Annotated in this window: 9 protein-coding genes; 8 read left to right on the top strand and 1 reads right to left on the bottom strand. The window is 62.8% G+C overall.

The annotated features are described in order from the left end of the window. Window positions 1-186: 186 nt before the first annotated feature. Window positions 187-885, bottom strand: coding sequence for a helix-turn-helix domain-containing protein (locus tag ACQR0U_RS26580; RefSeq protein WP_315750137.1), 699 nt, complete (start codon window positions 883-885; stop codon window positions 187-189). Window positions 886-1,082: 197 nt separating this feature from the next. On the opposite strand from ACQR0U_RS26580, the gene ACQR0U_RS26575 reads away from it, so the two are divergent. The 8 genes from ACQR0U_RS26575 to ACQR0U_RS26540 are packed head-to-tail and all read left to right on the top strand — an operon-like array spanning window position 1,083 to window position 12,334. Then, complete coding sequence (locus ACQR0U_RS26575) at window positions 1,083-3,827, top strand: nitrate/nitrite transporter (protein WP_434842765.1); 2,745 nt, start codon at window positions 1,083-1,085, stop codon at window positions 3,825-3,827. Window positions 3,828-3,838: 11 nt separating this feature from the next. After that, a complete protein-coding gene (locus ACQR0U_RS26570; protein ID WP_434842766.1) occupies window positions 3,839-7,591 on the top strand; it encodes a nitrate reductase subunit alpha in 3,753 nt (1,250 codons plus the stop codon). Beyond that, window positions 7,588-9,111, top strand: coding sequence for a nitrate reductase subunit beta (gene narH / locus ACQR0U_RS26565; protein WP_434842767.1), 1,524 nt, complete (start codon window positions 7,588-7,590; stop codon window positions 9,109-9,111). The genes ACQR0U_RS26570 and narH overlap by 4 nt, the downstream gene beginning before the upstream one ends. After that, on the top strand, window positions 9,108-9,818 hold the full coding sequence (gene narJ / locus ACQR0U_RS26560; protein WP_434842768.1) for a nitrate reductase molybdenum cofactor assembly chaperone: 711 nt from the start codon (window positions 9,108-9,110) through the stop codon (window positions 9,816-9,818). Before narH ends, narJ begins: the two co-directional genes overlap by 4 nt. A 10-nt stretch (window positions 9,819-9,828) precedes the next feature. Continuing rightward, window positions 9,829-10,551: a respiratory nitrate reductase subunit gamma gene (gene narI / locus ACQR0U_RS26555; RefSeq protein ID WP_315714236.1), complete on the top strand. Its 723-nt coding sequence runs from the start codon at window positions 9,829-9,831 to the stop codon at window positions 10,549-10,551. Window positions 10,552-10,554: 3 nt separating this feature from the next. Next, a complete protein-coding gene (locus tag ACQR0U_RS26550) occupies window positions 10,555-11,379 on the top strand; it encodes a peptidylprolyl isomerase (protein ID WP_315827701.1) in 825 nt (274 codons plus the stop codon). A 10-nt stretch (window positions 11,380-11,389) separates the two neighbouring features. Next, window positions 11,390-11,683 carry a hypothetical protein gene (locus ACQR0U_RS26545; RefSeq protein ID WP_315750143.1) on the top strand — a complete coding sequence of 98 codons (294 nt, stop codon included), beginning with the start codon at window positions 11,390-11,392 and terminating at the stop codon, window positions 11,681-11,683. Window positions 11,684-11,728: 45 nt separating this feature from the next. Beyond that, a complete protein-coding gene (locus ACQR0U_RS26540; protein WP_434842769.1) occupies window positions 11,729-12,334 on the top strand; it encodes a DUF2478 domain-containing protein in 606 nt (201 codons plus the stop codon). Window positions 12,335-12,454: the final 120 nt, after the last annotated feature.

The raw sequence follows: 12,454 nt of genomic DNA, 5'->3' as shown, positions 1-12,454 counted from the left end.
CTCAGCATCGCCCGCGATCACGGTTTTGCCGGCCGCACGTTCCAGGGCCGATCGGTTTCGGGGCGTCTCAGCGACTGCCACGCGGGGTGGGTGTGCGGCGGAGAAGAACTATATCGACGGCTCCGTTTCCGTACTCTGCTGATTTGCCGTTCCCAACAGAGGGGCAGGACCGATCGCAAAAGAAGCCTACGAGCCGGGATCGTCGATCAGGGGCTTTGGCCGGGCAAACAGCTCCAACCGCTCCTTGTGGTCGATGACGATCTCTCGTCCGCGGACGCGAACCCCATGGCTCGTAAGTTGGGCGAGACTACGTGACAGGTTTTCGCGCGTCGTGCCGATGTGGGAGGCCAGCGTGCCGCGGTCGAATGGGATGACGATATTCGCATGCCCCGGCTCGCGCTGGGCTTCGGCGAGGATCCAGTTGGCGAGGCGCTCGATGCTCGACCGGGCCAGGGTGCCCTTCAGTTTCTTGACAGAAGCGCGATAGGCATACGCCAGCTCCTGAGCAACAATCCGTGCGAATGCGATGTCTTCGTCGAAGAGCGCCCTTACATCGCGGGCGGGGATCAGCAGCACCCGCGACTCCGTCAGCGTGCGGGCTGAATTGAGATACGCCTGATCGACGACGACTGCAGCAAGTATGAAGGTCGACACGGGACGCAGCAGTGAGATGCCCCACTCGGCCTCGTCCTGCTCGGTGTAGATTTCCACCAACCCGCCAATCAGCACATGCAGGAAGTCCGCCTGATCTCCCTCGCGAGCCAACCGTACCCCGGCCGGAAATTGCTGCAGCAGAGCCGCGCCGAGCAACCGCTTCAGGTTCTCCTCGCTGAGGTCCGCAAACAGCGGCAGCGTCTTCAACTGGGCGAGTTCGTCGGGGCGCAAGCGAAGCTCCAAGAGTCACTCACCCGCTATCGCGCCGAACTGTGACAAAAGTCAATTGCATACATGCAGTCTGATAATTCGATCTGAGACATTTGGCAGATTGTGGCCGACCGGACCGTCCGGTTGATGCATCGCAAAACCTTTTCCCGGTGCCCCGAATAACTGCTGTGGCGTCGAAGCCATATGTCGAGGCCACCATGGACGCCGTAGATTTCAGCCCTGAGCACCGAACGCGAGCACTCTGGCTCTCAACAATCTCGTTCACGATCTGCTTTGCGGTGTGGACGATCTTCTCGATCATCGGCATCCGGATCAAGCAAGAGCTGGATCTGAACGAAACCGAGTTCGGTCTCCTGATCGGCACCCCGATCCTGAGCGGCTCGCTGATCCGGCTGGTGCTCGGCATCTGGACCGATCAGTATGGCGGGCGCCGCGTCTACACCGTCGTGATGCTCGCCGCGGCGGTCGCGACCTATCTCCTGACCTGGGCGCATACCTATCCGCAATTTCTCGTCGCCGCGCTCTTCGTAGGAATCGCCGGTGGCTCGTTCGCGGTCGGCGTCGCCTACGTGTCGCGGTTCTATCCGACGGCCAAGCAGGGCACTGCGCTGGGAATCTTCGGCGCCGGCAATGTGGGCGCCGCCGTCACCAAGTTCGTCGCGCCGTTCGTGTTGGTCGCCTATGGCTGGCAGACCGTGGCGCAGATATGGGCGCTCGCGATCGGCGTCATGGCGATCGTCTTCTGGCTGTTCTCCGAGGAGGACCCGGTGGTCCGCTCGCGAAGGCAGCGCAAGCAGAAGGCCGGCAGCGCCTGGCTCGAGCTCGCGCCGCTCAAGAACATCCAGGTCTGGCGCTTCGCGCTGTATTACTTCTTCGTTTTCGGCGCCTTCGTCGCGCTGTCGCTGTGGCTGCCGCAATACCTGATCAAGGTCTACGGCGTCGGAATCCAGTCGGCCGGCATGATGGCCGCCATGTTCTCGTTTCCGGCCAGCGTGTTTCGCGCCTATGGCGGACACTTGTCCGATCGCTTCGGTGCCCGGCGCGTGATGTACTGGACATTTCTGGTCGGTGTCGCCGCGACCTTCCTGTTGTCCTACCCGCCGACGGACTACGTCGTGACGACCGTCAACGGAAAGGTCGGCTTTCATCTGGAGATGGGGCTCGTCCCGTTCGTCGTCATCGTCTTCGTGCTCGGCTTCTTCATGGCGCTCGGCAAGGCCGCCGTCTACAAGCACATCCCCGTCTACTATCCGAACAATGTCGGAGCCGTCGGCGGCCTGGTCGGCATGATCGGCGGGCTCGGCGGATTCGTGCTCCCGATCGCGTTCGGCGCGCTGGTCGATCTCACCGGTCTGCGAACCAGCTGCTTCATGCTGCTCTTCCTGCTCGTCGGGGTCGCGCTGGTCTGGATGCATCTCTCGATCCGGCAGATGGAGCGCGGCGTTGCCGGCGAGGCGCTGAAGCGGCTGCCGGAGCTGCCGGAAATGGAGGAGATCCACCGGCCCGAGCACATCGGAGCCCTGTCCGGCGCGGTTCTCACCGACTGGCGGCCTGAGGACGACACGTTCTGGAGGGAGCAGGGCCGAGCCATCGCGCGACGCAATCTCTGGATCTCCATTCCGGCGCTGCTGTTGTCCTTCGCGGTCTGGCAGGTCTGGTCTGTCGTGGTTGCGAAGCTGCCTTCGGTCGGCTTCAAGTTCACGACCGATGAGCTGTTCTGGCTGGCGTCGCTGCCTGGGATCTCCGGTGCAGTTCTGCGCATCTTCTACTCCTTCATGGTGCCGATCTTCGGCGGCCGGCTGTGGACCACGCTGGCCACGTGGTCGCTGCTGATACCCGCGATCGGAATCGGCTATGCGGTGCAGAATCCCGCAACGCCCTATCCGGTGTTCCTGATACTGGCGCTGTTGTGCGGCTTTGGCGGCGGCAATTTCGCCTCGTCGATGTCCAACATCTCCTTCTTCTTCCCCCGCGCCGAGAAGGGCAACGCGCTCGCGCTCAATGCCGGCCTCGGCAATCTCGGCGTCAGCGTGGTCCAGTTCGTGGTGCCGATCGTCATCACGGTCGGCGTGTTCGGCTGGTTCGGCGGAGATCCGGCGATGGCGACGAGCGGGTCGCAGCCGATGCCGATCTGGCTTCAGAACGCCGGCTTCGTCTGGGTGCCGTTCATCGTCGCCAGTGCTTTCGCCGCCTGGTTCGGGATGAACGACATCGCCTCCGCGAAAGCGTCCTTCGCTGATCAGGCCGTCATCTTCCAGCGGCGGCACAACTGGATCATGTGCTGGCTCTACACCGGCACGTTCGGTTCGTTCATCGGCTATTCTGCGGGCTTCCCGCTGCTGGCGAAGACCCAGTTCCCGGCCGTCGACGCGTTGCAGTTCGCATTCCTCGGGCCGCTGGTGGGTGCCTTGTCGCGGTCCGCGACGGGCTGGATGGCCGACAAATGGGGCGGCGGGCGCGTGACCGTCGGGGTGTTCCTGCTGATGATGGCCGGCGTGCTCGGGGTGCTCTACTTCCTCGGCATCAAGGATCAGCCCGGCGCATTCTGGGGCTTCTTCGCGATGTTCCTGCTGCTGTTCTTCGCGACCGGCGTCGGCAATGCATCGACCTTCCAGATGATCCCCAACATCATGCGCCAGGAAATGATCCGGCTCATGCCGACCGCGGACGCGGAGACGCGGCTGCGCCAGGCCGAGAAGGAATCCGCCGCCATCACCGGCTTCACCTCCGCGATTGCCGCCTTCGGCGCATTCTTCATTCCCAAATCCTACGGCACCTCGATCGACCTCACCGGCGGCGTGCAGGCCGCCCTATGGGGCTTCTTCGGCTTCTACGTCACCTGCGTGCTGATCACCTGGGCCGTCTACACCCGCAAGGGCGGCGTCCTGCACGACGTCGAACGACGCCGGGCGATCGCGGCCGCTGCCCAACCCGCTGAATGAGGACGTAAAAGATGAGCCATTTTCTCGATAGGTTGACCTTCTTCACCCGGGCCAAGGAGGAGTTCGCAGGCGGACACGGCGTGACGACGACCGAGGACCGTTCCTGGGAGGAGGGCTATCGCAAGCGCTGGCAGCACGACAAGATCGTGCGCTCGACGCATGGCGTGAACTGCACCGGCTCCTGCTCGTGGAAGGTCTACGTCAAGGGCGGCATCGTCACCTGGGAGACCCAGCAGACCGACTACCCCCGGACGCGCCCTGATCTTCCCAATCATGAGCCGCGCGGCTGCGCCCGCGGCGCGAGCTATAGCTGGTACCTCTATTCCGGAAACCGGGTGAAATATCCGCTGGTGCGCTCGCGGCTGCTCAGGCTGTGGCGCGAGGCGCGAGCGCGGATGACGCCGGTCGCAGCCTGGAAGTCGATCGTCGAGAATCCGGGCAAGCGCTCGGACTATGTGCAGAAGCGCGGATTGGGCGGCTTCGTGCGGGCGAGTTGGGCCGAGGTCAATGAGCTGATCGCAGCAGCCAATGCCTATACGGTCAGAGCCCATGGTCCGGACCGCGTGTTCGGATTTTCGCCGATCCCGGCGATGTCCATGGTGAGTTACGCGGCCGGCGCGCGCTATCTGTCGCTGCTCGGCGGCGTCTGCATGTCGTTCTACGACTGGTATTGCGACCTGCCGCCGGCCTCGCCACAGACCTGGGGCGAGCAGACCGACGTACCTGAAAGCGCGGACTGGTACAATTCAGGCTTCCTGATGCTGTGGGGCTCCAACGTGCCACAGACGCGTACGCCGGATGCGCATTTCTATACTGAGGTTCGTTACAAGGGGACCAAGAGCGTCGTTGTCTGCCCGGATTATTCCGAGGCCGCGAAATTCGCCGATCTCTGGCTGTCGCCGAAGCAGGGCACCGACGCGGCGCTCGCGATGGCGATGGGTCACGTGATCCTCAAGGAGTTTCACATCGACCGGCAGACGCCGTACTTCAACGACTATGTGCGCCAGTATACGGATATGCCATTTCTGGTGCGGCTGGTGAAATCCGAGGGACGGCTCGTTCCTGAGCGGTTCGTGCGCGCCTCGGATTTCGCCACATCTCTCGACGAGGCCAACAATCCCGAATGGAAGACCGTCGCCTATGATGAGATCAGCGGGGCCATCGTCGTGCCCAAGGGATCGGTCGGCTTCCGCTGGGGCGAAAAAGGCAAGTGGAGCCTGGAAGAGAAGAGCTCGGCGAACAACGACACCCGGCTGCGGCTGTCTCTGGCCGGCATCGAGGACGACATCGCACCGGTGGGATTCCCCTATTTCGGCAACCGTCAGCACGACCACTTCAGCGGCACCAATCATCCGGATGTGCTGACCCGCAACGTGCCGGTGAAGCGACTTCGTCTTGCCGATGGCGAGGCGGCCGTGGCCACTGTGTTCGATTTGTTCGCCGCCAATTATGGCGTCGATCGCGGCTTCGGCGGCGACCACCTCGGCAGGAGCTACGACGATCTGGAACCGTACACTCCAGCATGGGCCGAGGCGATCTGCGGCGTGCCGCGCGGCCAGATCATCGCGGTTGCCCGCGAGTTTGCCTCGAACGCGTCCAAGACCCGGGGGCGCTCGATGGTCATCGTCGGGGCCGGTCTGAACCACTGGTACCACATGGACATGAACTATCGCGGCATCATCAACATGCTGGTGATGTGCGGCTGTGTCGGCCAGTCCGGCGGTGGCTGGTCGCATTATGTGGGGCAGGAAAAGCTGCGGCCGCAGTCGGGCTGGACGCCGCTCGCCTTTGCGCTCGATTGGGGGCGCCCGCCGAGGCAGATGAATTCGACTTCGGCGTTCTACGCTCACACCGACCAATGGCGCTACGAGACGGTCAATGTCAGCGAGATTCTCTCACCGACCGCACCGGCCGGTTCTTGGGAGGGAGCGCTGATCGACTACAATGTCCGCGCGGAGCGCATGGGATGGCTGCCGTCCGCGCCGCAACTGCAGGCCAATCCGATCGAGGTATCGAAGCGCTCCGCCGCCGCGGGCCTGGAGCCGAAGGACTACGTCGCGAAGGCCTTGAAGTCGGGCGAGCTGAAGCTCGCCTGCGAGGATCCCGACCATCCGAAGAACTGGCCCCGCAACCTGTTCGTCTGGCGCTCCAATCTGCTCGGCGCCTCAGGCAAGGGCCACGAATACTTCCTCAAGCATCTGCTCGGCACCAAGCATGGCGTGATCGGCAAGGATCTCGGCGACCAGGGCCACAATAGACCGGTCGAGGTCGCTTGGCACGAAGAGGCCCCGGAAGGAAAGCTCGATCTGCTGGTCACGCTCGACTTCCGGATGTCGACCACGTGCATGTATTCGGACGTCGTGCTGCCGACGGCCACTTGGTACGAGAAGAACGACCTCAATACGTCCGACATGCATCCATTCATCCATCCGCTCTCGGCGGCGATCGATCCGGTGTGGGAATCGCGCAGCGATTGGGACATCTACAAGGGGATCGCCGAGGCCTTCTCCAGGGTCGCGCCCGAAGTGCTCGGGGTCGAGAAGGACGTCGTGCTGACGCCGATCATGCATGACAGTCCGGGCGAAATCGCGCAGGCGTTCGACGTCAAGGACTGGAAGCAGGGCGAGATCGATCCGATCCCCGGCAAGACCATGCCAGCAGTCACCGTGGTCGAACGTGATTATCCGAATCTCTACAAGCGCTTCACCTCGCTTGGACCGTTGATGAACAAGCTCGGCAATGGCGGCAAGGGGATGACCTGGAACACCGACCATGAGGTCGAGCTCCTGAAGCGTCTCAACGGCGTCGTCGCCGACGACGGGCCGACCCGGGGGCTGGCTCGCATCGACAGTGCGGTCGACGCTTGCGAGGTGATCCTCAGCCTGGCGCCGGAAACCAATGGCGAGGTCGCGGTCAAGGCGTGGTCGTCCCTGGAGCAATTCACCGGCCGCGACCATGCTCATCTCGCCATTCCGAAGGAGGACGAGAAGATCCGATTCCGCGACGTCGTCGCGCAGCCGCGCAAGATCATCTCGTCGCCGATCTGGTCGGGGCTCGAGTCGGAGAAGGTCTGCTACAACGCCGGCTACACCAATGTCCACGAGCTGATCCCCTGGCGGACACTGACCGGCAGGCAGCAGCTCTATCAGGATCACCTATGGATGAGGGCCTTCGGCGAGGGCTTCTGCGTCTATCGGCCGCCGATCGATACCAAGACCGTCAAGCCGGTGATCGATCGCAAGCCGAACGGCAATGCGTCCGTTATCCTGAACTTCATTACGCCCCACCAGAAGTGGGGCATCCACTCCACCTATACTGACAACCTCCTGATGCTGACCCTGTCGCGCGGCGGTCCCATCGTGTGGATCAGCGAGATCGACGCAAAGGGTGCCGGTATCGCCGACAATGACTGGATCGAGGCCTACAACACCAATGGCGCGCTGGTTGCGCGCGCAGTGGTCTCGCAGCGGGTCAAGCAGGGCATGTGCATGATGTATCATGCTCAGGAGAAGATCGTGAACGTGCCGGGCTCCGAGCAGACGGGGCAGCGCGGCGGCATCCACAATTCGGTCACGCGTGTCGTTCCGAAGCCGACGCACATGATCGGGGGCTACGCTCAGCAGGCCTATGGCTTCAACTACTACGGCACGGTCGGCGCCAACCGCGACGAGTTCGTCATCGTCCGGAAGATGTCGAAGATTGATTGGCTGGACCAGCCGACTGCTGACCGGTCGGCCACGACCCCCTCGGAGGCTGCAGAATGAAGATCCGTGCTCAGATCGCAATGGTGCTCAATCTCGACAAGTGCATCGGCTGCCACACCTGCAGCGTGACCTGCAAGAACGTCTGGACCAGCCGCGAGGGGATGGAATACGCGTGGTTCAACAATGTCGAGACCAAACCGGGCGTTGGCTATCCCAAGGATTGGGAGAACCAGTCCCGCTGGAAGGGAGGCTGGTCGCGCAATCGCGACGGGTCGATCCAGCCGCGGATCGGCGGCAAGTGGCGGGTTCTGGCGAATATCTTCGCCAATCCCGACCTCCCCGAGATCGATGACTACTACGAGCCGTTCACCTTCGACTATCAGCACCTGCAAAGTGCGCCCGAGGCATCTGCGATGCCGACGGCACGGCCGCGCTCGCTGGTGTCTGGAGAGCGGATGGAAAAGATCGAGTGGGGACCGAACTGGGAAGAGATCCTGGGCGGCGAATTCGCCAAGCGCTCTCATGACATCAATTTCGACGGCGTGCAGAAGGAGATCTACGGCCAGTTCGAGAACACCTTCATGATGTATCTGCCGCGGCTGTGCGAGCATTGCCTCAATCCGGCATGCGTCGCATCCTGCCCGTCCGGCGCGATCTACAAGCGTGAGGAGGACGGCATCGTCCTCATCGATCAGGACAAGTGCCGCGGCTGGAGAATGTGCGTCTCCGGCTGTCCATACAAGAAGATCTATTATAACTGGTCCTCGGGAAAATCGGAGAAGTGCATCTTCTGCTATCCTCGGATCGAGGCGGGGCAGCCGACCGTGTGCTCCGAGACCTGTGTCGGGCGCATTCGCTATCTCGGTGTCGTGTTGTATGACGCGGACCGTATCGCAGAGGCCGCGGCCAAGCCCGACGAGGGCGATCTCTACCAGGCCCAGCTCGACATCTTTCTCGATCCGAGCGATCCGAACGTGCTTGCGGAAGCCGAGCGCCAGGGCATCCCTCATGCATGGCTGGAGGCGGCGATACGGTCGCCGATCTGGAAGATGGCGATGGAATGGAAGGTCGCCTTCCCCTTGCACCCGGAATATCGGACCCTGCCGATGGTCTGGTATGTGCCGCCGCTGTCGCCGATCACGTCGGCGGCCTCGTCCGGCAAGATCGGGCACGATGGCGAGATGCCCGACGTCAAATCCTTGCGCATTCCGATGCGGTACCTCGCCAATCTGCTGACTGCGGGCGACGAGAAGCCGGTGACGCTGGCGCTCGAGCGAATGCTGGCCATGCGTGCCTATATGCGGGCCAAGACCATCGACGGCGTGGTCGACGAGGCGATCGCAAGGCGCGTCGGCCTGAGCGGCCCGCAGATCGACGACATGTACCACATCATGGCGATCGCCAACTACGAGGACCGCTTCGTGATCCCGACCGCGCACCGCGAGCTCGGTGCCGACGCGTTTGATATCCGCGGCTCCTGCGGCTTCTCGTTCGGCAACGGCTGCTCCGGGGGCGAAAGCGAAGTCAACCTGTTCGGATCGCCGCGTAAGGCCAAGAACCCGATGGAGGTCGCCGGATGAAGACGTTCAAGGTGCTGTCGGCATTGCTGAACTATCCGAGCGGGGAATTGATCACGGCCATCCCGGAGCTCGCGCGGGTGCTCGACCAGGAAGGCCTCGTCCAGCCTGGCAATCGCCGGGAGCTCGATGTGCTGCTGCAGGAGATCGCCACGGGCGACGTCTACGACCTGCAGGAGCGCTACGGCCTGCTGTTCGACCGCAGCAAGACCCTGGCGCTGCATCTGTTCGAGCACGTTCATGGCGAAGGCCGCGACCGCGGCCAGGCCATGGTCGACCTGCGGGCCATGTATGACCGTGCGAACCTCGTCATCGCCGGCAACGAGCTGCCGGATTATCTGCCGCTGTTCCTCGAATTTCTCGCCACCCGGGAGCTTGCGGACGCGCGCGAGTTGCTTGGCCAGACCAGCCACATCATCGCCGCGCTCGCGGAACGATTGGGGCGTCGGCAGTCGAGCTATCGGGCGGTGTTCGATGCGCTGCTCCAGATCGCCGCGGATCAGCCCCGCGCGGAGATCGTCGATGAGCTGCTGAAGGCGGCGGACGTGGATCCGATGGACCTGCACGCGCTCGACGCGGCCTGGGAGGATGAAGAGGTCAGGTTCGGCCCGGGAGGGGGCGACCAGGCAGCCTGTGGGCACGACAATCTGATCGCAAAACTGCGCCACGCCAAACGTGCGGTCAACGCGCCGCCGTCACAGTTGCAATGAGGGATTGGCCATGCAAACACTCAATGCCATCGTCTTCGGCTGGTATCCCTATCTCTGCCTGACAGTCTTTCTGGTCGGCAGTCTGATTCGATTTGACCGTGAGCAATACACGTGGCGCTCAGGCTCGAGTCAGCTGCTTCGGCGGCGCCAATTGATCTGGGGCTCGAACCTTTTCCATGTTGGGATCCTCTTCATTTTTGCGGGTCATTTCGTCGGGCTGCTGACGCCGATCTGGGTGTTTGACATGCTCGGCGTGTCCCACGGCTTCAAGCAGATGCTCGCGATCGTCGCCGGTGGCGGCGCCGGACTGATGTGCCTGGTCGGCATTTCACTCCTCGCGCATCGCAGGCTTTTCGATCCCAGGATTCGCGCGACGTCGTCTTTTGCTGACACGGGTATCCTTCTGGTGCTGTTCGTCCAGCTGCTGCTTGGCTTGGCGACCATCCCCGTGTCGCTCGGTCATCTCGATGGTCATGAAATGGTCAAGTTCATGGCCTGGGCGCAGGGCATTCTCACGTTGCAGCCCGGAATCGCCGCCAACATTGTCGACGTCCATCCGATCTTCAAGGCGCATCTGGTCCTGGGAATGACTATCTTCCTGCTCTTCCCCTTCACCCGCCTTGTCCACATCTGGAGTGCGCCGGTGTGGTATCTCGGCCGCCGCGGCTATCAGGTGGTGCGCAGCCGCGACGGGCGCCGTCATCTTGTGCAACCAATTCAGCCCGCGGAGTAGCCGATGGACTGTTCATTGGGCGCGGCGCTTCCAAAGCCGAAGCCGGTCAGTGTGAACGGGGTCGTGATCGAACGCGACGTCATTGCCCGGGAAGTTCAGAACCATCCGTCGGACAAGCCGATCCTCGCCTGGCAAGCGGCGGCGCGCGCGCTTGCGGTGCGCGAATTGCTGAGACAGGAGGTCATGCGGCTCGGCATAACGGCCGCTCCTCTGCGCGATGCCGAAGGTCGAAGCGAAACCGAGGAAGAGGCGGCGATGCGGGCGCTGATCGCGCGTGAGGTTCTGATACACGAGCCGGACGAATCGACGTGCCGTCGCTTCTACGATCAGAACAGGCAGCGGTTCCTGGTCGGAGAACTCTACGAAGCGTCTCACATCCTGCTGATCGCGCCGAGCAGCGATTCGCTGGCTCGGTCGGCTGCGCGAGACGAGGGGCGGACGATCGTGGAGGCCGTGCAGAGAAGCCCGGAACTGTTCGAGACCATCGCGCGCGATCGCTCCGATTGCAGGGTCTCGGCGGAGAATGGTGGCAGGCTCGGGCAGCTGTCGCGTGGGCAGACGACCGCAGAGTTCGACGCCGCGCTGGCCCGGATGTCGGTTGGAGAGGTCGGTCTGATTGAGACACGCTTTGGTATCCATGTCGTGCGCCTCGACCGACGGGCCCTCGGACAAGTCCTGCCGTTCGACATGGCAAGGGCGCGCATTTCGCAATATCTCACCGAGCGTGTGCGGCATCAGGCGCTCGCGCAATATGTAGCCAATCTGGCAGACCGCGCGGAGATCGTTGGCGTGACGTTGCCGGCGCCGCAATCGGTACTGCCGCAGTAGGGGGGCGATCATGCTGCTCGGGGATCTCATTCACGATCTCAGTGACGACGCGAAGTCGAGTGCGGTGTTGCAGGGGTGCGGCGACCTCACGCTCCTGGTGCGCATCAGCTCTGTCGCGGATCGCCTCGGCGAGGATGTCGGTGAGTATGCGTCGGCTGCTGTCCGGCGCTTTGCAAATCTCGCAGAGAATGAGGATTGGCTCGGGTTGATGAGCGCTATCGACCGCGCCGCCGACCCCGCGATCGTCTGTCTGACGTCCATGATCAAGTGGTCGCTGCAGAGGGATGAAATCGAGCTCTCCTAGAACGGATCCACCGCAGGCTATCCGTGCTGGAGGGGCGGGTCAAAAATGTCGAAGCGTCAAATTGATGTTGGGATTCGCATGCACGATGTGATGGTAGAGAAAGTCGGCGTTGCGGCCGCGCCGCTCGTGGCGCTCGTATACGACGACGGGAAATATCCCTACGAGACGTTCGATCACCTCGTGGATCACTCGCGTCGAGCGCGATTGAAGGTCGCCGGCGCACTGCAGCGAAGGCTGTTCCTCGACGAAAATCGCAGGTGCGACGTCCTGCTCGAGGAGATCGACACGGCAAATCAAACCCCGATCTTCGAGGATCGTGGATCGGGAGCGAGAGGTTGCCGGCTGGATGAATCGGCGCTTGCAGAGGTGACAGTTCGGGTCCTCGCCAGCTTGGATACGCGTCCAAACATCCTGGTGTTGAACAAATTTGGTAAGGCAGAGTGCGGGGGAGGCGGAACGCTTGATCTGATCGCCCGCGCGTTGGACCTTGCGATACCGACGATTGTCGGCGTGCCGCGCAGCAATATCGATGCCTGGAGAGGTTTCGCCGGAGATATGGGGGTTGAGCTCGAAGCCCGCGGAGACGTGGAGCGGTGGCTGGAAAGTGTTCGGCAGGATCGAACCATAGACTCAGCCAGCCAGCTGCGCTGATTGCGATTGCGAGCAATCGAGGGGTCGGGGACACAGAACTGCCAAGCCAGACCGTCGAAGATGTCTGCCGGCTGACATGGATGTTCCTCGACGAGACAGGAAACCCGCCGGTCGATCTGG

It is taken from the genome of Bradyrhizobium sp. HKCCYLRH3097 (assembly GCF_051167875.1).
Classification (GTDB): domain Bacteria; phylum Pseudomonadota; class Alphaproteobacteria; order Rhizobiales; family Xanthobacteraceae; genus Bradyrhizobium.
The sequence above is the reverse complement of the archived record's forward strand: the minus strand, read 5'-3'. Positions and strand labels throughout refer to the sequence as shown.

Excerpts from the sequence above, each read along its gene's own strand:
- ACQR0U_RS26575 (WP_434842765.1), top strand. The coding sequence starts at position 1,083 with ATGGACGCCGTAGATTTCAGCCCTGAGCACCGAACGCGAGCACTCTGG.
- ACQR0U_RS26570 (WP_434842766.1), top strand. The coding sequence starts at position 3,839 with ATGAGCCATTTTCTCGATAGGTTGACCTTCTTCACCCGGGCCAAGGAG.
- narH (WP_434842767.1), top strand. The coding sequence starts at position 7,588 with ATGAAGATCCGTGCTCAGATCGCAATGGTGCTCAATCTCGACAAGTGC.
- narJ (WP_434842768.1), top strand. The coding sequence starts at position 9,108 with ATGAAGACGTTCAAGGTGCTGTCGGCATTGCTGAACTATCCGAGCGGG.
- narI (WP_315714236.1), top strand. The coding sequence starts at position 9,829 with ATGCAAACACTCAATGCCATCGTCTTCGGCTGGTATCCCTATCTCTGC.
- ACQR0U_RS26550 (WP_315827701.1), top strand. The coding sequence starts at position 10,555 with ATGGACTGTTCATTGGGCGCGGCGCTTCCAAAGCCGAAGCCGGTCAGT.
- ACQR0U_RS26545 (WP_315750143.1), top strand. The coding sequence starts at position 11,390 with ATGCTGCTCGGGGATCTCATTCACGATCTCAGTGACGACGCGAAGTCG.
- ACQR0U_RS26540 (WP_434842769.1), top strand. The coding sequence starts at position 11,729 with ATGTCGAAGCGTCAAATTGATGTTGGGATTCGCATGCACGATGTGATG.